The 26,124-nt window shown below is 71.5% G+C and carries 22 protein-coding genes and 1 tRNA gene; 15 read left to right on the plus strand and 8 right to left on the minus strand.

All coding sequences use genetic code 11. The annotated features are described in order from the left end of the window. Positions 1 to 57: 57 nt before the first annotated feature. The 3 genes from FB157_RS10305 to FB157_RS10315 all read left to right on the plus strand — a co-directional run bounded on the left by FB157_RS10305 (position 58) and on the right by FB157_RS10315 (position 3,363). Positions 58 to 2,076, plus strand: a complete 2,019-nt coding sequence (locus FB157_RS10305) for a hypothetical protein (protein ID WP_145878192.1) — start codon at positions 58 to 60, stop codon at positions 2,074 to 2,076. A 102-nt stretch (positions 2,077 to 2,178) separates the two neighbouring features. After that, complete coding sequence (locus tag FB157_RS10310) at positions 2,179 to 2,631, plus strand: GNAT family N-acetyltransferase (RefSeq protein ID WP_145878194.1); 453 nt, start codon at positions 2,179 to 2,181, stop codon at positions 2,629 to 2,631. 384 nt (positions 2,632 to 3,015) lie between these two features. Next, on the plus strand, positions 3,016 to 3,363 hold the full coding sequence (locus FB157_RS10315; protein ID WP_261386242.1) for a hypothetical protein: 348 nt from the start codon (positions 3,016 to 3,018) through the stop codon (positions 3,361 to 3,363). Positions 3,364 to 3,397: 34 nt separating this feature from the next. On the opposite strand, the gene FB157_RS10320 is transcribed toward FB157_RS10315, so the two are convergent. Continuing rightward, positions 3,398 to 3,796: a DUF6234 family protein gene (locus tag FB157_RS10320; protein ID WP_145878197.1), complete on the minus strand. Its 399-nt coding sequence runs from the start codon at positions 3,794 to 3,796 to the stop codon at positions 3,398 to 3,400. Positions 3,797 to 3,956: 160 nt separating this feature from the next. Between FB157_RS10320 and FB157_RS10325 the strand changes: the two genes are divergently transcribed. Further along, on the plus strand, positions 3,957 to 4,496 hold the full coding sequence (locus FB157_RS10325) for a hypothetical protein (protein WP_145878199.1): 540 nt from the start codon (positions 3,957 to 3,959) through the stop codon (positions 4,494 to 4,496). 32 nt (positions 4,497 to 4,528) lie between these two features. Here the strand turns inward: FB157_RS10325 and FB157_RS10330 are convergent, their stop codons facing one another. Both FB157_RS10330 and FB157_RS10340 read right to left on the minus strand, forming a co-directional pair. Beyond that, complete coding sequence (locus tag FB157_RS10330) at positions 4,529 to 5,170, minus strand: SIMPL domain-containing protein (protein WP_145878201.1); 642 nt, start codon at positions 5,168 to 5,170, stop codon at positions 4,529 to 4,531. A 762-nt stretch (positions 5,171 to 5,932) separates the two neighbouring features. Beyond that, the gene (locus FB157_RS10340; RefSeq protein WP_145878203.1) at positions 5,933 to 6,286 is read right to left on the minus strand and encodes a hypothetical protein; all 354 of its coding nucleotides are present in this window, start codon (positions 6,284 to 6,286) and stop codon (positions 5,933 to 5,935) included. 498 nt (positions 6,287 to 6,784) lie between these two features. Here FB157_RS10340 and FB157_RS10345 point away from each other — a divergent pair, with 498 nt between their 5' ends. The 3 genes from FB157_RS10345 to FB157_RS10355 all read left to right on the plus strand — a co-directional run bounded on the left by FB157_RS10345 (position 6,785) and on the right by FB157_RS10355 (position 9,246). Next, positions 6,785 to 7,411 (plus strand): hypothetical protein, encoded by a 627-nt coding sequence (locus FB157_RS10345; protein WP_145878205.1) that lies wholly within the window; start codon positions 6,785 to 6,787, stop codon positions 7,409 to 7,411. Positions 7,412 to 7,669: 258 nt separating this feature from the next. Beyond that, positions 7,670 to 8,851: a CapA family protein gene (locus tag FB157_RS10350; RefSeq protein ID WP_145878207.1), complete on the plus strand. Its 1,182-nt coding sequence runs from the start codon at positions 7,670 to 7,672 to the stop codon at positions 8,849 to 8,851. Positions 8,852 to 9,048: 197 nt separating this feature from the next. Then, positions 9,049 to 9,246 carry a hypothetical protein gene (locus FB157_RS10355; RefSeq protein ID WP_261386243.1) on the plus strand — a complete coding sequence of 66 codons (198 nt, stop codon included), beginning with the start codon at positions 9,049 to 9,051 and terminating at the stop codon, positions 9,244 to 9,246. 171 nt (positions 9,247 to 9,417) lie between these two features. Here the strand turns inward: FB157_RS10355 and FB157_RS10360 are convergent, their stop codons facing one another. From FB157_RS10360 to FB157_RS10375, 4 genes are all read right to left on the minus strand, one after another. Further along, positions 9,418 to 9,600, minus strand: coding sequence for a hypothetical protein (locus tag FB157_RS10360; protein ID WP_145878209.1), 183 nt, complete (start codon positions 9,598 to 9,600; stop codon positions 9,418 to 9,420). Between the two features lie 120 nt (positions 9,601 to 9,720). Beyond that, entirely contained in the window at positions 9,721 to 10,263 is a 543-nt protein-coding gene (locus tag FB157_RS10365) for a GNAT family N-acetyltransferase (RefSeq protein WP_145878211.1), read from the minus strand. An 801-nt stretch (positions 10,264 to 11,064) separates the two neighbouring features. Continuing rightward, positions 11,065 to 13,410 (minus strand): ABC transporter permease, encoded by a 2,346-nt coding sequence (locus FB157_RS10370; protein WP_145878213.1) that lies wholly within the window; start codon positions 13,408 to 13,410, stop codon positions 11,065 to 11,067. After that, on the minus strand, positions 13,407 to 14,150 hold the full coding sequence (locus tag FB157_RS10375; protein WP_145878228.1) for an ABC transporter ATP-binding protein: 744 nt from the start codon (positions 14,148 to 14,150) through the stop codon (positions 13,407 to 13,409). Before FB157_RS10375 ends, FB157_RS10370 begins: the two co-directional genes overlap by 4 nt. A 129-nt stretch (positions 14,151 to 14,279) precedes the next feature. Here FB157_RS10375 and FB157_RS10380 point away from each other — a divergent pair, with 129 nt between their 5' ends. Continuing rightward, the gene (locus FB157_RS10380) at positions 14,280 to 15,164 is read left to right on the plus strand and encodes a sensor histidine kinase (RefSeq protein WP_145878229.1); all 885 of its coding nucleotides are present in this window, start codon (positions 14,280 to 14,282) and stop codon (positions 15,162 to 15,164) included. A gap of 47 nt (positions 15,165 to 15,211) precedes the next feature. Next, on the plus strand, positions 15,212 to 15,973 hold the full coding sequence (locus FB157_RS10385) for a response regulator transcription factor (protein WP_145878666.1): 762 nt from the start codon (positions 15,212 to 15,214) through the stop codon (positions 15,971 to 15,973). Positions 15,974 to 16,371: 398 nt separating this feature from the next. Here the strand turns inward: FB157_RS10385 and FB157_RS10390 are convergent. Beyond that, a tRNA-Arg gene (locus FB157_RS10390) sits at positions 16,372 to 16,447 on the minus strand. 271 nt (positions 16,448 to 16,718) lie between these two features. On the opposite strand from FB157_RS10390, the gene FB157_RS10395 reads away from it, so the two are divergent. The 6 genes from FB157_RS10395 to FB157_RS10420 all read left to right on the plus strand — a co-directional run bounded on the left by FB157_RS10395 (position 16,719) and on the right by FB157_RS10420 (position 26,074). Then, positions 16,719 to 18,326 (plus strand): dynamin family protein, encoded by a 1,608-nt coding sequence (locus tag FB157_RS10395; RefSeq protein ID WP_145878231.1) that lies wholly within the window; start codon positions 16,719 to 16,721, stop codon positions 18,324 to 18,326. A gap of 3 nt (positions 18,327 to 18,329) precedes the next feature. Then, positions 18,330 to 20,657: a YfjP family GTPase gene (locus FB157_RS10400; protein ID WP_398946475.1), complete on the plus strand. Its 2,328-nt coding sequence runs from the start codon at positions 18,330 to 18,332 to the stop codon at positions 20,655 to 20,657. A gap of 317 nt (positions 20,658 to 20,974) precedes the next feature. Beyond that, positions 20,975 to 21,445 carry a single-stranded DNA-binding protein gene (locus tag FB157_RS10405; RefSeq protein WP_145878233.1) on the plus strand — a complete coding sequence of 157 codons (471 nt, stop codon included), beginning with the start codon at positions 20,975 to 20,977 and terminating at the stop codon, positions 21,443 to 21,445. Between the two features lie 313 nt (positions 21,446 to 21,758). Continuing rightward, positions 21,759 to 23,168 (plus strand): Cys-Gln thioester bond-forming surface protein, encoded by a 1,410-nt coding sequence (locus FB157_RS10410; protein WP_186581442.1) that lies wholly within the window; start codon positions 21,759 to 21,761, stop codon positions 23,166 to 23,168. A 52-nt stretch (positions 23,169 to 23,220) separates the two neighbouring features. After that, complete coding sequence (locus FB157_RS10415; RefSeq protein WP_145878237.1) at positions 23,221 to 23,766, plus strand: putative immunity protein; 546 nt, start codon at positions 23,221 to 23,223, stop codon at positions 23,764 to 23,766. Between the two features lie 235 nt (positions 23,767 to 24,001). Next, positions 24,002 to 26,074 carry a CDP-glycerol glycerophosphotransferase family protein gene (locus FB157_RS10420; protein WP_261386245.1) on the plus strand — a complete coding sequence of 691 codons (2,073 nt, stop codon included), beginning with the start codon at positions 24,002 to 24,004 and terminating at the stop codon, positions 26,072 to 26,074. The last annotated feature ends 50 nt before the right edge of the window (positions 26,075 to 26,124 follow it).

A 26,124-nucleotide genomic window follows, 5' to 3' on the forward strand; every position in this document is an offset into this window, starting at 1 on the left:
CGAACAGCGGCGTTTGGCCCACCACGCGCCTGCCATCCCGGAAGAGGAATTCTGCTCATGATGATCCGTCGGTTGTGTGGTGTCCTGCGCGTGCGCGGGGCGACCGACCTGCTCCTCGTACTCCTGCTCGGTGCCGGCTTCGCCGCGCTGCCCGTCTTCGCGCTGCTGCCGTCCCTGTGGGGCTTCGCCGCGGCGTCGGCGGTGACGTATCTCGCGGACGAGGTGCTGCACTCCAGGGCTCCGGGCTTCGTGCGCAGGCTGGCGACGCTGCAGCTCACCCGCCCGCTGCGATTCGCGGTCCGCACGGTGATGCTGCTCGCGCTGGCCAGCCGGACGGACGCGCCGGACGAGGTGCTGGTCGCCGCGCTCGCCGTCTTCAGCGCCCACTTCGCGATGATGATGCTGTACACGGCGGTGCATCACGCGATCCGCAGGCGCCGGGTGCTGCCGCTGGTCGTGCGCAACCTCGACATGAGCGGGCTGCCCGTCCCGAAGCAGCCGCCCGCCGTCCTCTACCGGCGCAGTCTGCGCAAGCTCCTCCACCTGGACCTGCCCGCCCACGCCGGCCTGCTCGCCGCGCTGGCCGCCGGGACCTGGGGACCCGCGTACGCCGGCTTCGCCCTCTCCGTCGGGGTGACCGCGGCGGGCGTCCTCGCGCTGCTGGGCCAGTACCGCAGGGTCCGCCGCATGCCCGCCCGGGACGAGGTGTTCGCCGAGGTCAACCGCCAGCTCGCCGGTTACCGGCCCGAGGTGGCGCTGTACTTCAGCTTCGCCTCCGTCTCCCGGGACTTCATGTACCAGGTCAACATGTGGATCGAGACGCTGGAGCAGCTCGACCTGCGCCCGGTCATCATCCTTCGGGAGCGCGCCTCGTTCCGCTATCTCAGCCGCACCTGGATCCCGGTGGTCTGCGTCCCCAAGGCCGACGACCTGGCCGAACTGGAGCTGTCCGGCGTCCGGGTCGTCCTCTACCCGGGCAACGCGGGCAAGAACGTGCACATGCTGCGGGTGGCCGAGGCCAAGCACGTCTTCATCGGCCACGGCGACAGCGACAAGCTCGCCAGCAGCAACCGGGTCAGCAAGGTGTACGACGAGATCTGGGTGGCCGGCCGCGCGGGCCGCGACCGCTACCAGCGGGTCCGGCACGCGATCAGCGACAGCGCCATCGTCGAGGTGGGCCGCCCGCAGCTCTCGTCGATCCGCCTGCACGCCGAGCACACGCCCGGCCCGCTCCCCGTCGTCCTCTACGCGCCCACCTGGGAGGGCTGGAGCGACGACGACTGCCACACCTCGCTGATCCCGATGGGCGTGCCCCTGATCGAGCAGCTCCTTACGCAGAACGTCCGGGTCATCTACAAGCCGCACCCGCTCACTGGAAAGCGCTCCGCCGAGGCGGCCGCGGCCGACAAGGCGATCCGCGAGCTGCTGCGGGCCGACAACGAGCAGCGCGGCGCCGCGGAGGCGGAGGCCGCGGTCGCCGCGGCGAAGCCCCGGCTGCAGGAGATACAGGCCCGCCTCGACGAACTGTCCGGCCGGCTCGGCGGCGACGACGCCGAGCAGCTGCGCGAGGCCCGGGTGCCCGACCGCGCGGGGGCGGCCGAGTGGCAGGAGCTGCGCGCCGAGTGGCACCGGATCTTCTGGGAGAGCCGGGGCCCGGTCCGCCACAACGTGATCCTCAAGCAACTGCCCGCCCTCTACGAGTGCTTCAACCAGGCGGACATCCTCATCAGCGACGTCTCCTCGGTCGTCGCCGACTTCGTGGCCGGCCTCAAGCCGTACGTCCTCACCAACGCCCGCGACCTGCCCGACGACGAGTTCCGGGCCGCCTACACCACCGCGGGCGGCGCCTACCTCCTCGACCGTGAGTGCACCCGCCTCCCGGAGATCCTGAACGCGGTCCGGGTGCCGTACACCGATCCGATGGCCCTCGACCGCCGCATCCTCAAGGAGTACGTCCTCGGCCCGGACCACCCCACTTCCATGGAGCGCTTCAACGCGGCGGCGAACGCACTGGCGGCGCGGGCGGCGGCGGAGCGCGCGGAAGCGGAGGAGGGGGACGCGGAACTGGCGGCCTGAGCGCAGGCCGGGCCGTATCCGGCGGGACGGAGCCGGCGCGGGTGGATCCCGTGCCATGCTCCGGTAGGAACGTGCAGTTCACGGCGCGATAGCCTGGCGATCATGGCGGACTGGGAGATACGGTCGGCGTCGATGGCGGACCTCGAGCCGCTGGCCGAGCTGCGGGCCGTGGTGATGCGGGCGGACCTGGAGCGGCTCGGGCGCTACGACGAGCAGCGGGTGCGGCAGCGGCTGCGGGACAGGTTCGCGCCGGCGCACACCTGGGTGATCGAGGCGGCCGGCGCGTTCGCCGGCTGCGTCGCACTGCGCCCGGCCGCCGACGCCCACTGGCTGGAACACTTCTACCTCGCCCCGCACCTGCAGGGCAGCGGCATCGGCGGGGCCGTACTGCGCGAGCTGCTGGAGCGCTGCGACCGTGACGGCACCCCGGTCCGGCTGCAGGTGCTGCAGGGCAGCCCGGCCCGGCGGCTGTACGAGCGGCACGGCTTCACCGTCGAGACCGAGGACCCGGTCGACGTGTTCATGCTCCGCGAGCCGGCCTCGGCCGCGCCCTGACCGTCCCGGCCACACCGTCCGTCCTGTGGAAGGTCAGGTCCCAGGTTCCGTTGTTGTGGTGGAGCTGCCCGTAGCCGAAGAACGGACTAGGCCCGGCACCGGGCCGATACCGGCCGCCCACGTCTCGACCGCGTGGATCTCATGGACGACGGCCGCGGACGACCGGCACCGCGATGCGGTGGCCCTGTCCAGGGCCACGGTGCACCGAGCCCATTGAGCAGCGGTCGCCCGTCCCCTCACGAGATGATCTTTCCTGTGACAGAAGCGGCTGGCCCGGGCGTCGGCGACCATGAGTGGGCCGAGGGTTTGGCATGGGCTTACGGCCTGACATCACCGGACGCCGCTGAGCGCGCTGCGGCCCTGGACCGGCACGCTGGAGCCTCCATGGAGGCAGAGGCTGCGTTTGCCCGTTTGCACGAAGGCCCCTTCCCCGGGCTGTGGTTCAGAGCCGGGCTGCGGGCGAGAGCGAGACTGGTCGATCTGGTCGGCCTCGTGGTCCGGCGGACCTACCGGTGCAAGGACCGTGAGTACGTGCGTGTGGCCCGAGCAGTGGACGGAGACGAACTGCGCGACAGGCTCCACAGGGCGAAGTGCTCCGACAACCCGGCGGCACAGCTTCACGCGAGCTACGTGCTGTGGCTTCTGGACCGTCCCGCGATAGCGAACACCCGGCATGTCTGGCGCACATGGCTCTCCGGCACCCGTACCTGGCTGCCGGTGCACGCGAGTTGAAGTCGGCCAGGGCCGAGACCGGCACCTGGCTGTCTCAACAGTTCGCGCTGTAGCGGACGCAACCGGACGACGGGGAGTGGCTGTGGTCCCACTCGTGCCGCGCGGTCGTCAGCGATCCGCCCACCAGGAGGGCCACCAGCAGGTGGGCGACCACCGTCCAGCGGGCGCGGAAGATCACCGCGACAACTGCCAGGACGAGTACGACGATCAGCAGCGTCCGTAGCCGCCCGATGTGCGCGAGGCCGGCCGCGTCGATCCGCGCTCGGTCACCTTGCGCTGCCCATACCTCCAGTCCGAAGCCGTATATCCAGTCCAGCACGAGCCACGCGGTCTCCAACAGGAGCAGCGGGATCGCGAAGGCGAGGTCCACGCCCAGGCGTGTTCGGCGCGACCAGGGCAGTCGGCGCTCCGGGGCTGAAAGGGTGTCGGTCATGGATGCAGGGTGCCGCGGCTGAAGGTGATGCGCATGAGCACCCGTACTCAACTCCGGTCAGGCGGAGTGGCAGGTGGATGGACAGCGCGCCCCTGGTCCGTCATGCTGCCCTGGCGGGGATGGGCCGGTGTCGGCTGCGTTGTGCAAGGGGCGGGGATCGATGGAGCAATCGCAGGTCGAGGCTGTGCCGCCGGAGCGCATCCGTTACCGGCTGACGCGCCTCCAGCGCCTGCTGTCCACGCTGCCCGCCCTCTTCATCGTGGCGCTCCAGGTCTTGCTCTGGCTGGATGGCGGACCGTTCGGCCCGCTACGTTTCTCACTGCTCGTGTGGGCCGTTCTGCTGCCCGTGGCACTGGTCATCTCGCGGCCCTTCGGGGTCACTCTCACGCCGTCGGCGGCCGTCGTGCACAACTTCCGCCGCAGGACCGTCCCGTGGTCGAACGTCCAGGCCGTCCGGATCGAGTCCCTCTTCGGCAGCCGGACCGTCGTGATCTACGAGACGGGCGGCCGTCGTACCCGCCTGCGGGCGCCGATCACCGGGTTCCTCAGCTGGGATCGCAGCTTCGAGGAGAAGTTCCACACCATCGGCAGGTGGTGGCTGGATCACCGGGGCCCGGACTGGACTCCTGTCCCGCCGCCGGGGGCGTGGTGGGGCGGCCCGATGACGCCCGACGGGAACCCCTACGCCCCTCCCGCGTAGCCAGGGGCTGATCCGCGCACCGCCGGAAGAAACTAGTCGGGCAGCAGGCTGAAGCCGAGCAACACCGCGGCCTCGACGCGCACCGCCCCGGGAGCGAAGACACCGTCGGATTCGGGATCGCCTCCGATACGGCTCCCGTGGCTGCGCAGCCCGACCGATTCCGGATCGACGTCCTGAATGTGCACCACAGGGCCGAGTCGCACACCGCAGGCGTCCGCGTAGACCTCTGCTTTGCGCCGTGCGGCCCCGACTGCCCTGCGGCGGGCCTCGTCCCGGAGCGACGGCTTGTCGAGCACATCGAAGTGCACCTCGTCGACTCGGTTCGCGCCGGCCCGGACGGCGTCCTCAATCAGAAGTTCGAGCCGGTCAAGGGCTTCGGTCTGCACGGTGTACGTCGCCTCGCAGCGATAGCCGTGGAACGTCCGGTCCGCGCCGTAACCCTTGAACTCCGACTGGAGGGCGAGGCGCGATCCGGATACGTCGGAGTCGGGTATTCCGTGCTCCCGCAGCACGGTCCGCAGCCTGACAACTGCCGCTCCGGCCTGTTCGAAGGCCTCTTCGGGTGTCGGTGCCAGGAGGTCGACGGCAAGCTTTGCCTGGGCCAGCCGCGGCTCCGCCGACACGTGCCCTGCACCGAGCACACTGAGCCCCCAGGGCTCCTTGATCTCTGCCATTCGAGGATCGAATCAGCAACCCCCCACCGCCGCAACAGACTTGAAAGCCGTCGTGGCAGCGATGTCACCGCTTGGGCGGGCGCTCGGCGGAACCGCGCATGCCGAGTTCGATGGCGTGCCGTGTCGTGGACACAGTCGAGCCGAGATCCAACTCCTGCCTCCCCTGGGCGGTCTCCGCATTGTTCGGAGCCGCGATGGGCTGCGTCGCCTGGTCGCTGACCGTCTGGGCGCACGCGTACTGCGACGCGGGTTACGACGCCGGCGGACGTCTCGAACTCAACTTTCTGCTCCCTCTGGTCGTGGGAGCAGAAGCACTCGTCGGGCTTGTGGCCCGGGCCAATCGGCCGACGCACGGTGCTTCGCGCGCCGACGGCGGTCCGCGTCTCACTGCCGACGCTGCCGGTGGTTGTCGCGACGGTGTGGCCGGCATGGTGGTTCTTCGCGACCCGAGGGACGCTGGACGGCTGTCCCGGCGACTCCGGCCTCTGCCCCGTGAGCAACGTCCCGCCACAGTGGCCCGACTGGATCCCCGCCTGATCAGTCACAGGGCACGCCGGCAGTCGTCCGGCCCACCTGCTCGCTTCCCCGACTCACAGTGGTGCCCGGCCCGTTCCCCGGCTTGCGTCACACGGCCGGAGGGCCGAAGACCATTCCTCAGCGGTCTTCGGCCCTCCGGCGGGATGCAGCGGTTGTGCCGGCTACGACGGCGGGTGGCAGAGGGTGTGGTCGGCCTCCGCGTCACGGCACCGCCGCCGAGGCGGGCTAGCGGTGGCCGAAGTAGCGGTCGTGATCCCGGTGCCGGTCGGGGTACCAGCCGTGGTGCCAGCCCCGGTCCCGATCACGGTCACGGTCCCGTCCCCAGCCCCCGTCGCCGTCCCACCCTCGGCCCCGGTCCCAGCCTCGGCCCCGGTCCCAGCCTCGGTCCCGGTCCCAGTCCCGGTCGCCGAAGTGACCGTCGTGGTGGCGGTCGCTTCTGTAGCCGTGTGAGTAACTCCTCCCGTTGTCACGGTCATGGTCGGCTCCGGCTGCCAGGGCGGGCATGGCGGCCGCGCCGACGAGGGCGCCCGAAGCCACAAAGGTGGCGATCAGGCGGACCGTCGTACGAGAAACAGACATGAATCTGTCACCTCACGTTCGTGCCTACCGGCCCTGGTCGGGGCCGGGGCGTGCAATCCGGAATTCCCGGCTCCGTGCCGAGGTCTCACACTGTGGCCCTCCACGGCGACACCGGATCCACGAAGCGATTCGTGTTACAAAAACCGGATATGTCCGTAACCCTCGCTTGTATGGGCCATCGATACCGGGGGAGGGGCCGGGCGTCGGTCTGTCCCGGCTCCGAATCATGCTGCGAGCAGGAAAAAAGCAGCTGACGGTCCGTGACGTGCTCGGCGGTCCCGCCGCCTCGACTCCCCCGAATGGCCGGACGGCTTCAGTAACGACGGGGAGGCCTCTGTTCGGGCGACCCGCCGCAGTCGGCGGCGATCCGGGGGAATCCGCCGGCCCGGATCATCGACCGCCCGGGGGTGACCGGCTCCACGCCCGCATGCGCCGGTCCGCTCAACAGCTGATCACATCGACTGCCGGGGCGCCGATGGACCGCGTTAGTCTCCGATCATGGCCTTGCGACCTGATGAGTTCCACGACCACGCACGTGCGGCCGCGGACGGCGAGCTTCGGCTTCCGTTGGCACGGATGACCAGCTGGGACATGAGCCCGTTCGAACCTGACGGACTTCGCGTCGCGCCGCTGCGCCCGCCCGTTCTGCCCGAGCCGGAACGGCACGGCGAGGACCCGGCGAACTGCGACGTGTGCCGCGCCCGAGATGAAGGCATCTGGTTCGACGAACGCTGGCGACTGGCCCGGGTCACGGGTGTCGGCGTGCCGCTGGTGCTGATGCTGTACCCCCGGGACCACTACGACATGGCGGATCTGCCCGACGAACTGGCCGCCGAACTGGGGGTGCTCACCACTCACCTCGTCCGCCATGTGCAGGCACTGCCGAACATCTCCCGGGCCCACGTCTATCGGATCGGGGACGGAGCCGCACACCTTCACATCTGGTTCTTCGCCAGGCCCGAGGGGCAGGCCCAGCTGTACGGGTCGTGGATGCCCGTCTGGGACGACCTGCTGCCGGAGTACCCGGCGGACGTGGCCGATGCGGACGCGGCGGCCGTCGCTGACGCGCTGGTCACCTCGTACGGAGGCCGTCGTTCGGCCACGGACGAACAGATGGACCTCTGACCCTTCTGTGCGATTTCGAAGGCCACGGTCTTGCCGCCGGCTCCGTACGGCAGCTCTGTGGGACCTGGGCGGACCTCGTCAGCCGTGCCCTCCCGGGCACGGTCTGCGCCTTGCCGGACCCTGCCCGGGCCCGCCGGGCTCGTGCCCGTGCCGCGAGGCTGCGCGGGACGGCGTCGAGCGCGAACGGAGACGCCGTCAGGAACACGCCAGCCGATGACCCTCCGCGGAGGAAGGGCGTCCGCTTCGTAGCATGAGCCAATGATCAGATCCGTCGAACGGCGACCCCGGCCGCGGCGCGAGCGGCAGAATCCGGTGCGCCGTCACCGCCTGTTCGCCCTCGGTCTGGTCGGGACCGGCGTGGTGGTTGTGGCGGCGGCGTTCGGATTCCGCGCCGGCTCCGAGGACACAGCCTCCGTCGGCTCCGCCCAAGCCCCCCTGCGGACGACCGGGACCACGGCGTCCGGTGCGCCGGCGCCGCCGCGCCCTGCCGGCAACGTGCGGATCGCCGCCGTGGGAGACATCGTGATGGGCTCGCTGCCGGACGACCTGCCGCCGGACGACGGCGCCTCGTTCTTCGACCCTGTCGACGGCCTTCTCGCCGGAGACGTGGTGCTCGGGAACCTGGAGGGCACACTCACCACCGGCGGTTCCAGCAAGTGCGACGACAACGACAGCCCGAACTGCTTCGCGTTCCACGCCCCGCCGTCCTACGGCCGCTGGCTCAAGAAGGCCGGGTTCACGGTCCTGAACCTGGCGAACAATCATGTCGACGACTTCGGGGCGGAGGGGCGACGCCAGACGTTCGCCGCCCTGCGCTCCGTGAACCTGCCGTTCACCGGCCGCCTGGGCCAGATCGCCATCCAGCGGCTGCACGGCATCAGGGTCGCGGTGATCGGGTTCGCTCCCGACCGAGGGGCGAACGACCTCACGAACATCCCCGAGGCGAAGCGACTCACCGCCCGCGCCGCAAAGATGGCGGACGTCGTGATCGTCATCATGCACGCCGGCGCGGAGGGCTCGGACCGCACCCACGTAGAGCCCGGCACCGAGTACTTCCTCGGCGAGGACCGCGGTGACTGCTACCGCTTCAGCCGTGCGGTGATCGACGCCGGCGCCGACCTCGTCGTGGGCAGCGGCCCGCACGTGATGCGGGGGATGGAGTTCTACAAGGGCCGACTGATCGCCTACAGCCTGGGGAACTTCTCCGGCTACAAGGTGCTCGGCCTCGGCGGCACACTCTCCACCAGCGGCGTGCTGCAACTGACCCTCCGCCCCGACGGCACCTACGTGTCCGGGCGCCTGCGCCCGACTCGGATCGTGGAGCCCGGCACGCCGGAGCCGGGCGGCGAGGCGATCGACCTCGTCTCCAGCGTGTCGGAGGAGGACTTCGGCCCGCACGCCGCCCACATCTCGGCGGACGGGACGATCCAGCGCCCGTAGCAGGACGCCGGCGCCGTCCCGGCCGCGGCTGCGGTGAGCCGGCGGATCTCCACCATTCGGGCCTACCGGGCCCCGGAGGGACGCTTCAGGACGCGGGCGATTGCTGGGTTGCGGTACCCGGCTGCTGTACCGCAGCGTGGGATACGACGCATCCCGCAGAGCGGCATGCCGGGGTCTTCGCACTCCGACTTCGGCGCATGCGGCTGCGCGGAGTCGAACCTCTCGGGCTGGAACGGATGGTGCAGCTCCTCCGCGAGCATGGCCGGCCGGTGCGCGGAGGGCTGATCAATTCTGCCGATCGGAAATGGACCTTCCTGTTCTACTTCACCGAAGACGGCAGCGCACTGGTGGCCTGCGCCCGCCTGCAGCGGTGGGGCGAGCAATCACCGCTTTAGGAGCGAGGTTGGGCGGCCGTGAGCGCGACCTGCGGATTTTCGGTCTTGGCGGAGTCCGGCTGAAGCCACCCCCTGGGCACTCCGGTTCCCCGTGAGCCCCCGTCCGTTCTGGCACGAGAGTGGCATGCGGCGGGCCGTCTGCTGCCGGCATGTGGGTCACCTCCCCAGGTGTCAGGCGCTGTTGAGCAGCTCGTGCTTGGCGGCCCGGAAGTCCGCCAAGGCCTGCGGCACGTCGTCGAAGTAGTCGTTCCAGAGGCCGGGGCGTTGCCAGAGGGCAGGGGCCGGCGTCATGTGGCCGTCCTGCAGGACAAGGGTCCAGCTGGGCCGCACCTGTGCGTCGATGGTCTCGAACACCTGCGGATCCCAGAGCGACCCGGGACCGTCTCGCCGGTCTTTGCGGGTCTGTCCTCATCCCTGTCAGGGCGATCATGCGGGGCCGCCGACGCAGGCCAACCCCCTGGTGGAGGCAGAGGGTCAGGGGCGGTTCAGACCCCACGTCTGCAGGGCGTAGGGTCGCCCCTTCTCCTCACCCGTGATCAGCGGCACGTCGAGCAGTCCGAAGCCGGCCTTGGTGGCTACGGCGACGCTGGCGGCGTTCTCGGCCTCCAGCTCCAGGATCACCTGCCTCGCGCCCAGCTGCTCGAAGGCGTACGCGGCCATCACCCGCACCGCCCGCGCCGCCAGTCCCTGGCCGCGGTGCGCCGGGCCGATCGCGTAGCCGAGCTCCGTGCCCTCGGAGGCTCGCCGCAGCATCACCTCGCCGAGTGGTGCGCCGCCGTCGACGGTGATGGCGAGCAGGATGGTCGTGCCGTCCGTCCGCAGCTGCCGGGCCCGGTCCAGCCGTGCGCGGGCGGCTGCTTCGTCGAAGGGGGAGACGATCGGTGTCCAGTACGCGATGTCGGGGTGGTCGAACAGCTCCGGCATCGCGGCCAGGTCCGCCTCCGTCCAGTCGCGGAGGACGAGACCCTCCCCCGAGAGCTCGATCCGCTCGGGAAAGGACGACATGGTGCTGCTCATGGTGGAGAGCCTCCCTAGCCTGTTCGGGACGAGGCAGGATAACCGCGGGCAGGCAAAGGCTCACCGCTATTTTTTGGGGCTTTCATACCCCGGCCGTGGTGGGGCACTCGGCCTTTCATCAGCCACCACTCACCCCAGCCCTCATCCCCTCCGCCGTCGATCCACCCACTGAGGAGCGGCCCTGGGGCGCGTCTGCTCGGCCCTGTCCGGGGCGGCGGTGGGCGGTGGCGGTGGCGGGATGAGAGCACCACACAGGGGATGGCGCCCCCGGCAGGACTCGAACCTTCGGCCAAGCGCTTAGAAGGCGCGGACAGGTCTTGGTGGGCTGGGTTCATCGCCCCCTGCGGCCACTGTGCCCGGCTGCCGAGCACCACTGTCGTCCGCCGTCGTTGCCGTCAGCGTTGCCGTCACTGGCGTTGGACACGCCGTGTGTGGGCCTGCCATACAGGAGAGTTGTCGCCCAACTGGTGAGGCGTGGGATGAGCAATTCGTAGACCGGACGTATGGCGCTACGGCCCTGGGTAGAACCGATGGCGCAGGCCTGTGACCAGTTGCCTCCGCCCGGAGCGCTGCCTGGCGGCTTGATCTTTCAGCCCAAGTTATGGACAGGGTTTGAGATTGTCCGTTGTCCACGACGAAAGCGGGGTCGGGTCCCTCAACATGAGGGACCCGACCCCGTACATGCGTTTCAGCTCTGGCATGCGCACGCCGACGTGGTCTTGGCGTCCGACACGGTGATGCTGGGGCCGACGGAGGTCTCGTCTGACGCGTCGACGCCGCAGCAGGGACGACCGCCGGCCGTCACTCGGTGTGCAGGACGCGGGCGATGGTCTGCCGGGCCGCCGCACGCGCCGGCAGCACCGCACCCAGTGCGGCGATCGCCACCCCGGCCAGCACCAGCAACGTCATCAACCCTGGGTGCCACACGTCCAGCATCCGAGCGGGAAAGGTGAGTTGGGCCGCGTGCTCGGTGATCGGGATCACCACGTGGTACGCGGCGACTCCGAGCGGCAGTCCCAGGATCCCGCCGACCAGCCCGAGTCCGGCCATGGACACCACCATCATCACCGTGACCTGGCGTGGCGTCATGCCGATGGACTTGAGCATCCCGAGGTCGCGCTGGCGCTCCCGCGCGTTGAGTACGACGGTGTTGAACACGCCCATCGCTGCGACCAGCGTCAGCATCAGCGTCAGTGCGGAGGCCGAGCTGATGACGGTCACGGCGTCCGTGTTCAGCATGGTGTTTTTTGCCGGGTAGAGCCCCGGGTCGGCGGCTTGTACGGCCTTCGTGTAGGCGTTGAAGTCGGCGCCGCGGGTGAGGTGCACCCAGTACTGGTTGGCCTGCGCGTCCGGTGCCAAAGCGGTCACCGTCGACCAGTCCGCGCGCATCCAGTCCTCCGGGCCGGCCAGGATCTCCCCGACCAGGGTCACGCGCTCCTGGCGGCCGTCCGCTGCGGTCAGGGTGAAGGAGTCGCCGAGCCGCAGCCCCTGTTTGGCAAGGAATCTGCCGGAGGCCACCACTTCGCCGGGTCTGCTCATCCAGCGGCCCCGCGCCAGGCTGTCCGGGAGAGTAGACCGTCCCCCGCGCACGCCCTCGATCGCCACTCCTTCGCTCCGGCCGAGGATCCGTACGTTGATGAAGCCCACTGCGGCCACGTCTGCGACATCCGGCAGAGAGCGCAGGAGATTCTGCGTTGCGGCGTCGTTGTGACGCGGGGCCGTCTGATCGAACTTGGTCTGTCCTCGCCAGACGGTCGACTGTGCCGTGCCGTAGTCCTGTTCCGCGTGGCCGTAGGAGACCATGGTGGCCGACAGGCCGGTGGCGAAGGTCACCGTGGCCACACCGAGCAGGACCGAGGCGACGGTGAGCAGCGCCCGTCCGGGCCGGGCGAAGGGCAGGCCCAGGCCCAGAGTCACCGAGCGCGGCAGCCGCACCCCGCTCAACCACCGCTGCACCGCCGGTCCCCGTCCACCGTGCGGTGCGCTGCCCGCGCCGATGGCGCGTGCCGCGGATAGCCGGTGTGCGCGCAGGGCCGGGATGAGCGCGGCCAGCAGTACCGTCAGGGGCATGCCGAGTGCGGCGGTCGCGTACGCCCAGGAGCCGATCGTCGGGTGCACTGTCGCGGTGCCGAGCTTCGCGCCCTGGAAGACCTGGTGCAGCAGCGACGGCGCGACCACCCCGCCCAGGGCCGTGCCGGCCAGCGCGCCCGCCGTGGCGGGGACGCAGACCATCACCAGGTAGACCGCGACGACCTGATTGGGCGTGAAGCCCAGGGACTTGAGCACGCCGATGTGGCGGAAGCCGGAGACGACGGCGCCGCTCACCACGTTGCCCACGATCAGGACGGCCACCAGCAGGCCGAGGACCCCGAAGGCCAGGAGGAACGGCACGTAGGCGTTGGGGTTGACCGCGACCTGCGCCTTCAAGGTCAGGTACGACTGGTGGGCGACCAGCGATCCGGACGGCAGGCCGGCTCTCACCGCCGCGGTGTCCGCCGTGATCTGACGAGCTGTGGCGGCCCGGTCGAACCGGTAGAGCATCTGGTACGCCGTGGGGTGCAAGGCCGTGATCTGCTGTGGTGAGACCCATGCCTGCGCGGTGCCGCTCAGGCTGGAGGCGAGTCCCACCACGGTCAGGGGCCGCTGCCCGGGCAGTTGGATCCGCTTGCCGATCGGAGAGTGCGGCCCTTTGTCCATCCCGGGCGCGTCCGGCAACGCCAGCACGATCTGGCCCGGACCGGTGGCCCAGTGCCCGGCGAACAGGTCCAGTCGGTCGACGTTGCCACCGGGGTCCGCCCGCCCGACGACTGTCAGGGGGCCGGGCGCCATTCCGGGCAGCTGGGACGCCGCGCTTTCCGGCATGTCGATCACGGCTTGCGAAAACGGCCCGGCCGAAGCCCGTACACCCGGACGCTCCGCGGTCCGCTCCAGCTCCGCGCCGGAGACCTTCGACGCGTCGAAGGTGGCGACAACGTGCGCGCCGTGCGCCTGACCGAAGAGCCGGTCGAAGGGACCGGACGCGACGTCGAGCAGGCCGAGGGCGACTACCAGGGCCGTACTGGAAACGAGGACCACTGCCGCGATCACGGAGGTCTGCAACCGGCGCCGACGCACGGCCGCGCGGGAGGCCCTCCACACCGCGCTCATGCCGACCGCTCCAGGGTCCGCTCGCCGGTGATCCGGCCGTCCGCCATCACTACCAGGCGGCTGGCACAGCGGGTGGCCAGTATCTGGTCGTGCGTCACCAGCAGCAGGGTCTGGCCCAGTTCGTTGAGATCGATGAGCAGGTCCATCACCTGTTCGCCCGCGTGGCTGTCCAGAGCGCCGGTCGGCTCGTCCGCCAGCAGCAGCGCGGGCCGGTTCATCAGCGCGCGGGCCACCGCCGCTCGCTGGCGCTCGCCACCGCTGAGCGCGGCGGGGTAGACGTTCCTGCGGTCGGCGATGCCGAGTTCGTCCAGCAGCTCCAGCGCCCGGCGCCGGGCCTGACGGGCGGGCGTTCCGGTGAGCTGGGCGGCCAGGGCGACATTGTCGATCGTGGTCAGGTCGTCGATGAGATTGAAGAACTGGAAGATCATGCCGATCCGGCGGCGCCGGAACAGCGCCAGCCCGGTCTCGTTCATCGCGCCCAGGTCCTCGCCGTGCACACGCACCCTGCCGGCGCTCGGCCGGTCAAGGCCGGCGATCATGTTGAGCAGGGTGGACTTGCCGCAGCCGGACGGCCCCATCACCGCCACCGCCTCCCCGGCGCCGATCTCCAGCGACACCCCGTTCAGGGCGACGGTGTCGCCGTACTCCTTGCGCAGGTCGCTCACCCGGACGACGTCCTGCTCGTGCACGGCGGCCGGACCATGCTCCGCAGTCGTGCCGCTGATGCCTTCGGTGGTCATGACAGGGACGGTAGGCGGCGTGGGCAGCCCTGAGCGTCAGCCCCCGGAGGTATCCGACGGCGGCGGTCATACCGGCGATGTACGGGGTGGACCCGGAGAGGGACGCCCGCTCCTCGGCCGGCTGGCACGATGGACGACGTGTGGAGATCGGAGACGGGCCTGCTGCTCATCGCCCTGGTGACGGTGAGCCTGGCGGCGACCGGGGGCGCCACCCTGCTGCTGGCGCGCGCTCGCCGCCGCTACCGCAAGCTTCTGGAGGACCGGCGCTGGCTGCTGGAGCGCGAGCGGGAGGCTGCCGCCCGTACGGCGGTGGTGGCCGAACGGGCCCGTATCGCACGGGAGTTGCACGACATCGTCAGCCACAAGGTCAGCCTGATGGTCGTGCAGGCGACCGCGGCCCGTGAGGTGCTCGCCGCCCTGCCGGACGCGGCGGAGACTGCGTTGCAGGCCGTGGAGGGTGCCGGACGTGAGGCGATGACCGAACTGCGGCACCTGATGGGCCTGTTGGCACCGTCGCCGGACGGCGACGATGACCGGACCGGGCGCGACGGCGAGGGCGACCCCTCCGCACTCGCACCCCAACCGAGCCTGAGTCAACTGGGCACCCTGGTCGACCGGATCGCCTTTGCCGGCCTCCCGGTCGAGGTGCGCATCTCCGGGGAACCGCGCCCGTTGCCGCCCGGCATCGACGTCACCGCCTACCGGGTCGTGCAGGAGGCGCTGACCAACGCGCTCAAGTATGGCGACGGCGGCACGGCGACCGTCATGGTGCGCTATGCGGACCACGGTCTGCGGGTCGAGGTGCTCAACAGCGGACCGAGCGTGCTGTCCGCCGGCCCCGGATCGGGCACGGGAGCCCGATCCGGTGGCCACCAGTGCCGGAACGACGGAGCGGGGCACGGGCTGCTCGGTCTGCGCGAGCGCGTCGCCGTCTACGGAGGCCACTTCGACGCCCGACGCCGCGTCGGTGGCGGGTACCGTGTCCGCGCACGCATCCCCCTGGAGCGCCCGTGACCCAGCCCGCCGCCGACCGCCGCATCCCCCACGCCCCGGACCAGATCCTGGACACCCAGGAGCCAGGACCGAGCCCGAGCAAGGAAACCGTTGCCCCGCGCGTCCTCATCGCCGACGACGAGGAGCTCATCCGAACCGGCTTCCGCCTCATCCTCACCTCGCGCGGCATCGACGTCATCGGCGAGGCCGCAAACGGCGTACAGGCCGTGGCAGAAGCCGAGCGGCTACGCCCGGACGTCCTTCTGATGGACATCCGCATGCCCAAACTGGACGGCCTGGAAGCCGCCAAGCGCGTCCTGCGGCTACTCCCGCGCTGTCGGGTCCTCATGCTCACCACGTTCGACCTCGACCGGTACGTCTACGCGGCGCTCGCCGCCGGCGCGAGCGGATTCCTGCTCAAGGACGTCACCGCCGCCCATCTCGCCGCGGCGGTGCGGCTGGTGAACACGGGCGACGCGCTGCTCGCCCCTTCGATCACCCGCCGTCTGGTCGAACGCTACGCGACCACCTACGAGGTCGGCCGAGCCGAGGCGGCTCACCGCCTCGCCAATGCGGCGACCGTGGAGCGCACACCCCCGCTTCACCGCGACCTCGCTCCGCTGACCCCCCGCGAACACGAGGTGCTGGCCCTCATGGGCCGGGGCCTGTCGAACACCGAACTCGCCGAAGCCCTCACCCTGAGCGAGGCCACCGTGAAGACCCACGTCGCCCGGATCTTCGCCAAGCTTGCCCTCCGCGACCGCGCCCAAGCCGTCATCCTCGCCTACGAGACGGGCCTGGTCACCCCCGGCAGCTCCACCGCCGAATGACCCCCCCTTCCCCAGCACGCGGCATCGACGCCCGCCAATCCTCTCGGTTCATCCGCCTCCGCGGGGACATGGCGCCGCAGGACGTCGCCACCTTCGGCGAGGGCGCCGTACCGGCCGCCGGGTGACCGCACGTCCATCTGCTCTGTGCATCTCGAGGCAGCTCGGGGACGTCGAGCAACGATCCTGGCTCGATCTTCCATCCCCGCCCTGCCTGCACGGCCTGACGGTGGCCGGAGAACTTCTCCGCGTATTCACCGCCGCCACCCGCAGAAACTCGGTGACAGCCGGACAGCGCCGGAGCCTCTCCGCGGTCACCGGGGGACGGTCCGGCGCTCCTCTGCGTGCGGCTGCACCCACCCTGACCAGCAAAAAGCCCTCCCGATCGGGAGGGCGAGGGGTGGCGCCCCCGGCAGGACTCGAACCTGCGGCCAAGCGCTTAGAAGGCGCCTGCTCTATCCACTGAGCTACGGGGGCCTGGTGCGGGACAAGGATAAAGCTCCCCGTTCCTTGACCCGGTTGCTTCGCCTCCGTGGCTCGATGTGGAGGTTCGGTGAAGCGGTCCTGATAATCGCAGGCAGGTACGAATCGTGCACCGCTTTTGGCCCCTGACGCACAGGGTGTTGTGCACTCGTTATGCCTGGACTGTGCCCGTGTCCCGGTCGTCCCTTACATCCGATGTGTTCCATCGGCGCGCTGAGATGTCCATATGCTTCAGAATTCCCCTAAAATTGGGCATTCTTCGCATGTGGTGACCTTGGACGTACGGCCTCAGCTGCTCGACACACTCTCCGCGCTGCGCGACCGTGTCGACGCCGCACGCTTTCCGCTGCCCCTGGCCGGGGCCCCACGCGCGCGTGCGAACCGCGAAGAACTCCTGGCGCAGCTAGACGACTACCTGCTGCCCCGGCTACGGGAACCCGACGCGCCCCTGCTGGCCGTCATCGGCGGCTCCACCGGGGCCGGCAAGTCGACCCTCGTGAACTCCCTTGTGGGGCGGCGGGTCAGCGAGGCGGGCGTGCTGCGGCCGACGACCCGCACACCGGTGCTGGTCTGCCATCCGGAGGACCATCACTGGTTCAGCAGCATGCGTGTCCTCCCCGACCTCACCCGCGTGTGGGTGCCGGAGCAGGAGGCGGGTGACGACCTCCTGCTCACCGGCGGGAACCACGCGCGCGTGCTGCGCGTCGAGACCGCCGACACCCTCCCGCGCGGGCTCGCCCTGCTCGACGCCCCCGACATCGACTCCCTGATCGCCGACAACCGCGTCCTGGCCGCCCGGCTGATCTGCGCCGCGGACGTCTGGGTCATGGTCACCACGGCCGCGCGCTACGCCGACGCCGTCCCCTGGCATCTGCTGCGCACCGCCAAGGAGTACGACGCCACTCTGGTGACCGTCCTCGACCGCGTACCCCACCAGGTCGTTTCCGAGGTCTCCCGCCAGTACGGCGCCCTGCTGACCAAGGCCGGCCTCGGTGACGTACCCCGCTTCACCGTGCCGGAGCTGCCGGAGTCGGCCTGGGGCGGCGGCCTGCTCCCGGCCACGGCCGTGGCAGCCCTGCGGACCTGGCTCGTCCACCACGCCCAGGACGCCACGGCCCGCCAGCGCGCCACGGCCCGTACGGCGTACGGCCTCCTCGACTCGCTCAAGTCGCGCCTGCCCGAGCTGGCCAGTGCCGCCGCCGCCCAGTACGCGGCCGCTCTCCGGCTCACCTCTGCCGTGGAGAGCGCGTACGACAGCGAGCACGCGCGCGTGCGCGGCCGGCTGCAGTCCGGGGCCGTGCTCGCCGGGGACGCGCTCAAACGCTGGCGCGCCTTCCCGCTCGACTGCACACCCGGTGAGCTGCTCGACTCCCTCGTGGAGAGCCTGGCCGCGCTCCTCCTGTGCTCCGTCACCGCCGCCGACGAGCGTGTCGACGAGGCCTGGCGGCGCGAGCCCGCCGCGGGCGCCGCCGGGCTCGTCGGCCGGGATCCCTCCCTGGAGAACGCCGAGCACCGCATCGGGCTCGCCGTACGGCGCTGGCGGCGCGAGTTGGAGGAGTACGCGGAGGACGAGGTGCGGGAACTCGAGCGCAGCATCGCGCCCGACGCCGAGGTCGTCGCCGCCCTGGTCGCCACCACGCTGCTCGGCGGGCGCCGGGCGCGCAACGCGGGCGAAGGGCTCGCCCAGCGGATCAGCGCCCACGGCGCGCTGCGGCTGCGCGACCGGGCCGGACGCCTGCTGACCGAACACGTCGACCGTGTCATGCACGCCGAGCGCGAGCGGCGCATCGCCCCGCTCGACGCCCTGGACGTCCAGGCCGAGCCCCAGGCCGAACTCATCGCCGCGCTGTCCGTACTGCAGAAGGAGAGGTGACCGGTGACCGCCGTCACTGACCACGACCACACGGACCACACGGACCACATGGATCACATGGAACGCATGGAGCACGCGGAGGGGGCCGGGGGAGTGGAGCCCGGCCTCGGGGGCAGGGACGAGTTGGGCGACGGCCTCCCGCCGGCGGGCGGCGGTTCCGGGGACGGCCTTCCGGGGCAGGGCGGCCCGGCTCCGGAGGGGCACATCGCCGAGACGGCTGCCGGCGCGGACGCCAGGACCGAGACCGACGCCGAGGCCGAGGCCGAGGCCGAGAAGAAGTCCGGTGCCAAGGCCGGGGGTGAGGCCGGGGCCGCGGAACGGGACGCCGGGACGGACCGCGCGCGGCACGCGCGCGTACCCGAGAAGCGCGCGGAGAGCGACCCGCACGTGCGCCTGCCGGAGAAGCGCAAGGAGAGCGAGCCCCCCGCGCGCGTGCCCGAGCCGAACGGGGACGGGGAGCCGCACGCACGTGTGAAGACCCCCGAAGCCGTCGGTGGGCAGCACACCCGCCCCAGGGACGGCGGATCGCCCGCCCCGGCCCCCGGCCCGGCCTCCGAGGCGGACCGTGACTCCGGATCCGCCCCCGACCCTGAATCCGACCTCGAATCCGAGGACGCCTGGGACGACGGGCTCATCGCCCGGCGCGTCACGGAGAGCACCGCCGCCGCCCTCGCCGCCGAGCGTGCCTCCGTACTGGACATCCCCGCACGCAACGCGGTCAGCCACATCCCCGCGCCCCTGGCCTACGACGGCCCCCTGCGCTCCCGCCTCGACGCCCTGCGCGAACTGGTCGGCCTCTCCCGCACCCGCCTGGACATCCGCACCCTCGCCGAGGCGGGGCGGGTCCTGGACGAGGCGACCGCGCGCCGCAAGCTCTCCGGGCGGCACACCGTCGTCGCCATCGCGGGCGCCACCGGCAGCGGAAAGTCGCAGCTGTTCAACGCGCTCGCGGGAGTGGCCATTTCGGAGACCGGCGTACGGCGCCCGACCACCGCGGCCCCGATCGCCTGCAGTTGGAGCGACGGCGCGGCGAGTCTCATCGACCGGCTCGGCATCCCGGGCCGGCTGCGCAGGCGCCCCGTGCAGAGCGCGGAGGCCGAGGGGCAGCTGCGCGGGCTGGTCCTGATCGACCTGCCCGACCACGACTCCGCGGCCGTGGAGCACCGTACACAGGTCGACCGGATCCTGAAGCTGGTCGACGCGGTCATCTGGGTGGTCGACCCCGAGAAGTACGCGGACGCCGTGCTGCACGAGCGCTATCTGCGGCCCATGGCCGGCCACGCGGAGGTCATGTTCGTCGTCCTCAACCAGATCGACCGGCTGCCCGGGGAGGCCGCCGACCAGGTCCTGGACGATCTGCGCCGGCTGCTCGACGAGGACGGCGTCGCGCTCGGCGAGTACGGCGAACCGGGCGCCACCGTGCTCGCGCTGTCCGCGCTCACCGGCGACGGCATCGGTGATCTGCGCGAGGCACTCGGCGAGTTCGTGACGGAGCGCGGTGCGGCGGCCCGCCGGGTCGCGGCCGACGTGGACGCCGCGGCGGAGGAGCTGCGGCCCGTCTACGTCACCGGCCGGCGCATCGGCCTCAGCGAGGAGGCGCGGGAGGAGTTCGCCGCCCGGCTCGCGGCCGCCGTGGGCGCCACCGCGGCCGGCGAGGCCGCCGAACGCGCCTGGCTGCGCAACGCCAACCGCGCCTGCGGCACGCCCTGGCTGCGGCTGTACCGCTGGTACCAGGACCGTGGCGGACCCACGACGGGCCGGGTCCGGGTGCGGGCCCAGACGGACGAGGAGGCCACGGCCCGTCAGCGGGTCGAACAGGCGGTCCGTACGGTCGCCGACCGGGCCTCGGCGGGTCTGCCGACGCCTTGGGCGGCGGCGGTGCGGGAGGCGGCCGCACGCGGCTCCCAGGGGCTGCCCGAGGCGCTGGACGAGCTGGCTGCGCGGGCCGGGATGCCGCCGGGACGGCCGCCGCGCCCGGGGTGGTGGCCGGTGGCCGTTCTGGTCCAGGCGGCCATGACCCTGCTGCAGGTCGTGGGCGGCCTGTGGCTGGCGGGCCAGATCGCCGGGTTCATGGCACCCAACCTGGGAGTGCCGGTGCTGCTGATGGTGTGCGGGATCGTCGGCGGGCCGCTCGTGGAGTGGGGCTGCCGGATGGCGGCCAGAGGACCGGCACGCCGGTACGGCATGGAGGCGGAACGGCGGCTGCGGGAGGCGGCCTCCAGCTGCGGCCGGGCCCGGGTGCTCGATCCGGTCGCTGCGGAGCTGCTGCGGTACCGGGAGGTGCGGGAGCAGTACGGGCGGGTGGTCCGGACCGGGGCCGGGGCGGTGTGAGGCCGGCGGGTGCGGGTGCGGCCGGCGAGGGTGGGTGAGGACGGGAGAACACGTGGGCCACTCGTTCGGGTGCCGGGATTTTCCACAGGCGGGTGGCCGTCCACACCGCTCAGCGGGCTCGGCCCGGCGGAGGCAGTCTGGTTCCACGGCGATCGCGCCGCGCGTCCGACGAGTGGAGGGCGGGCGGCGCAGGCGATCGGCGTGGCGTGTGACGGCGTACCCGGTCCGGGTGCGCGGGCACGGCAGACGCAGCCGTACGGGAGGGGCCCGTAGGCGTGTCCGCCCGGTCGAAGGGCCGGGCGAGGGAGGGGTGCACGATGAACGAGACCGTGGTGTGCGTGGTGGGCAACGTGGCGACGCAGCCGGTGTACCGGGAGTCGGCGGCGGGCCCGTCGGCGCGGTTCCGGCTGGCGGTGACCTCGCGTTACTGGGACCGGGAGAAGAACGTCTGGACGGACGGGCACACCAACTTCTTCACGGTGTGGGCCAACCGCCAGCTCGCCGTGAACGTGGCGGCATCGGTGGAGGTGGGACAGCCCGTCGTCGTCCAGGGGCGGTTGAAGGTGCGCTCGGAGGCGCGCGAGGGTCAGCAGAGCTGGGCGTCGGCCGACATCGACGCGGTGACCATCGGCCACGACCTGTCGCGGGGCACCGCGCTCTTCCGCCGCGCGGCCAGGCCCGAGGTGCCGGGGACGGCACGTCCGGAGCCGAACTGGGAGACACCGCCCGCCGAAGCTCCGACCGGTGATCCGGCCCAACAGCGCCTGGAACCAGCGGCGGTGACATGACGTGAGCCGAGCCGTCGGCGCCGTCGGCCGCGTTGCCGGGGATACCCGCGCCCCGGCCCGCACCTGGGCCCAGCCGCGGCCTGTCGCCGCGTCACTCCGAACACCCCCACCGAATCGGCGGATTTGTCGACAAGCCCAGCTCGTGTCCCGCTCGGGCGATAACGATTCCGGATCGGATCGGCTATCAGACGATCTGACCGGCCGGGCGGGGTCCGCGTGATCCATAGGATGCCGGGCATGCCCCTCGGGGCCGCCGATTCTGCTGGTGGGACCGTCCCCCACGTCCAACGGGTCCTGCTCGAAGGGGAATTCTGTGCTTGCTGCGTTCTCTGGGTTTCCTCGATCCGCCCAAGTGGCCCGCCTCGGCGCCGTGACGCTGGTGTCCGGCCTGGTGGCGGCGAGCGTGCTGGCCGGCTCCGGCGCGGCCGCGGCCGACGGGAGACCGCAGACCCAGGGCGGCGCGACGGCCACGATCAACGGTCTGAAGACCTACGGCGAGGCCGTGATCCACGAGGACGGCGGCGACCAGCGGGTGGCCGCGGGCCTGTTCGAGATGTCCGTGGACGGCGGCGGCACCCTGCAGACGTACTGCGTCGACCTGCACAACCCCACCCAGCGCGACGCCCGCTACCAGGAGACCCCCTGGAGCGGGACCTCGCTGGGCACCAACAAGGACGCCGGCCGGATCCGCTGGATCCTGCAGAACTCCTACCCCCAGGTCAACGACCTCGCCGCCCTCGCCCGGAAGGCGGGCGTGGGCGGACTGACCGAGCAGGACGCGGCGGCCGGCACCCAGGTGGCCATCTGGCGCTACTCGGACGGGGCGAAGGCCGACGCCGTCGACCCGCAGGCCGAGAAGCTCGCCGACTACCTGGAGAAGAGCGCCCGCGGCAGCGCCGAGCCGCAGGCCTCGCTGACCCTGGACCCGCCCGCGGTCTCCGGCCGCCCCGGCGATCTGCTCGGCCCGGTGACCGTGCACACCAACGCGGACAGCGTGGCGGTGAGCCCGCCCGCGGACCTGGCCGGCAGCGGGGTCCGGATCATCGACAGGACCGGCAAGGTGATCACCTCGGCGAGGAACGGCAGCGAGCTGTACTTCGACATCCCCGAGGATGCGGACGACGGGTCGGCCCAGCTGACCGTGCAGGCGTCGACCACCGTGCCGGTGGGCCGTGCCTTCGCCTCCGAGAGCCGCAGCCAGACCCAGATCCTGGCCGGCTCCAGCGAGTCCACGGTCTCCGCGACCGCGAGTGCCACCTGGGCGGACAAGGGCGCCATACCGGCGGTGTCGGCCCGTAAGAACTGCGCCAGGGGCGGCGTGGACATCACCACGGCCAACAAGGGCGACCAGCCCTTCACCTTCGAGCTGATGGGAGCCGAGCACACCATCCCGGCGGGGGCCATCCGCACGGTGACGGTCCCGCTCCAGGAGGACCAGCCCTACGACTTCACGATCACCGGCCCGAACGGCTTCAGCCAACGCTTCACCGGCGTCCTCGACTGCCGGACCCAGGGCGCGCTGACCACCAAGAGCACCCGGACCCTCAGCGAGCCCAGCCCCGCCACGGTCGGCGGCTACACGACCCCACCGGACACCGACCTCGCCGCCACGGGCGGCTCCGCGATCACTCCGATGATCGCCGGGGTGGCCATCGGTCTGGTGGTGATCGGTGGCGCGGTCCTGGTGGTCCTGCGCCGCAAGGAGACGCCCACGGGGGAGTGACGGACCCCACGGCCTGCCGCGGCCGCCCGGCGCCCTGCGGCAGGATTGAGCCGTGCCAACCAAGTCGGACAAGATCGAGCTGAGCGAAGACGAACTTCGTGAGATCACGGGCTACGCGGCCGAATGTGCGCGCAGGGCTCTGTCGATCTTCGAGGAGAGCCTTCCTGCCGACACCCGCCCCCGCGACGCCATCGACGCGGCGGACGCCTTCGCCGGGGGCGGCCGGCGGACGGGAGCTCTGCGGCAGAGCGCCTGGGCGGCGTTCAGGGCGGCTCAGGAGGCCCACGCACCCGCCGCGGTCGACGCGGCCCGAGCGGCCTGCCATGCGGCCGGTGCCGCGTTCCTCCATCCCCTGGCGGACGCGCATCAGGTGAAGCACATCCTCGGTGCGGCGGCGCATGCGGCGCGAGCCGAGGAGCTGGCGTCCCAGGAGCCGGCGTCCGAGGACCGGACCCTCGTCGCGGGGACGCTTGAATGGGCGCGTCGTCACGCGCCGGCGGCGGTCACCGAGGTGCTCGGCCGGCTGCCCGCGGCGCCTCCCGGGGGCGGGCGAGTGGGCGAGTTCATCCGCGACCTCGACGCCGCCCTCCGCTCCTGAGAAACCCCAGGTCAGGGCGTTCTGCCTGCTCGGGTTTCCGCGCAGGGCCGACCGGCTGCGCAAAGCGGGAGAGTGTTCCGGGCCACCCCCGCTCCAAAAGAAGCTGACACACAGGTAAAGTCCGACCACCTATTTGCAGAACATCTGAGTGCATCGGCTTCCAGTTCGCGGTCGTGCGGCCGCGTCCGTCGGCAAGTCAGTGCTCGGGGATGTCGAGTTGCCTGGAGCCCGCGAAGTGTCATCGCCCCTGTCTGCTCGGTCGCGTACCGCAGCGGCACGCCTCCTCCTGCCCACGGTGCTCGCCCTGTCGTACGCCGGCCAGGCGGTCGGCGCCCTCCTCCCGAGCGTTCCGCTTCTCGTGGCCTCCACCGCTGCCGGACTGCTGGCTGACATGGCCATGCACCGTTGGCAGCGGGGCATGGCCTCGGCCCTCGGGAAGCTCCATGCGACGGTGTTCGTGCGCCAGGTCGTGCGGGATCTTCTGCTGGTGGCCGGTCTGATCCGTATCGAGGACCAGGACTACGAGACGAAGTACCTGGTTCTCGTCTGCGGTCTGCTGGTCTTCTACTCCCTGCACTTCGCCTGCCAGGCGCTCGCGATCCTCGTGCGCCGGTCCCGCACCCTGCCCGTGGTGACCCGGAACATCGACGCCTCGCCGCTGCAGCTGAGGCCCGCTCCTCCGGCGCTGCTGATGAACCGCGCGGGGCAGCGGCTCCTGATGTTCGGCCTGCCCTCGACGGCCGGCCTGCTGGCCACCGCGGCGGGCGTCTCGGCCTGGTCCGCGGCCGCGGGCATAGGCGTGTCCGCCGTCTGCGCCGTGCTGGCCGTCGGCATGCTGCTGGTCCGGCTGCTGCCGGCCCGCAGGCCGGTGACGAGCGAGCAGGCGCTGGAGTGGTTCGAGGCCTGGCTCGCCGAGTACCAGCCGACCGTGGGCATGTACTTCTCCGGCGGCACCAGCTCGGCCTACCAGGCGAACATGTGGCTGGAGCCGCTGGCCCGGCTGGAGGGCCGTCCGCTGATCGTCCTCCGCGAGCGCTTCATGGTGCGGAAGATCGCGTCCACCGACATCCCGATCGTGTGCCTGCCCAAGGTCGCCGACCTGATGCGGCTGGAGCAGTCCACGCTGAAGATGCTGATCCACCCGTCGAACTCGGGCAAGACCTCCCAGGTGCTGCGGATCCCCACCATCAAGCACGCCTTCGTCAACCACGGCGAGAGCGACAAGCTGTCCAGCTGCAACCCGTACGCGAAGGCGTACGACGAGGTGTGGGTGGCCGGTCCCGCGGCGCGCGAGCGCTACGCCCTGGCGAACGTGGGTGTCGACGACCGGGACGTCGTGGAGATCGGACGCCCGCAGCTGGACGCGATCGCGCCGTACGCCGGTGCGCCCACGGGCCCGTACACCACGGTTCTCTACGCCCCCACCTGGGAGGGCTGGGACGGCAACCCGGGCAACACCTCGATCATCGAGGCCGGCGAGAACATCGTCCGCGCCCTCCTGGCCGATCCCCGGGTCCGGCTCCTGTACAAGCCGCACCCGCTGACCGGTTCGGTCGTTCCGCAGGCGGGAGCCGCGAACGCCCGGATCCAGGAGATGATCCGCGCCGCCAACACCGTCCGTGCCGCGGAACACGCCGACGAGCGACCGGCGCCCTCCGCGGCGGCGGAGCTGGCCGGCCGGACCGCCGAACTCGACCGGCTGACCACGTCCTCGTTCCGGGCGAGCGCGGACGACGCGGAGCGGATGATGCTCCAGTCGGTCCCGGAGCCCGGCCGGGCCGCGGCCGTGACCGCCGCGACCGCAGCCTGGGAGACCGCGTTCTGGGCCTCGTTCCCCGCGTGGGAGCACCAGATCGTCACCGGGGCGCGACCGAACGTCTACGCCTGCTTCAACGTGGCCGACGTGCTGGTCAGCGACGTCTCCAGCGTCATCTCCGACTACCTGGAGAGCGAGAAGCCCTACGCCGTCGCCAACACCAGCGGCCTTCCCGAGCAGGACTTCCGCGCGGCCTTCCCGACGGTCCGGGCCGGCGCCGTGCTCACTCCGGACGCGGCCGGCATACCGGCCCTGCTGGAGTCCGTGCGCCACCCCGAGAAGGACACCTACGCCGAGGCCCGCACCGAGCTCAAGCTCCACCTGCTGGGCCCCTCCGACCCGCCGTCCGTCGTCCGCTTCAACGATGCGGCCCGGGCGCTGTGCGCGGAGGCCGACGAGCACCGGGCGAGCATGGCGGTGCGCGCCCTCCCGGTGATCCCGACGCAGCGGGACGCCGGGGCGACGCTGGACAACGAACACGCCAAGGGCTGAGTCCCGGGGGGGCCACGCCGGACCATCCGGCCCGAGGGGCCGTCACACCC

This window comes from Streptomyces sp. BK340, assembly GCF_007827595.1.
Lineage (GTDB): Bacteria > Actinomycetota > Actinomycetes > Streptomycetales > Streptomycetaceae > Streptomyces.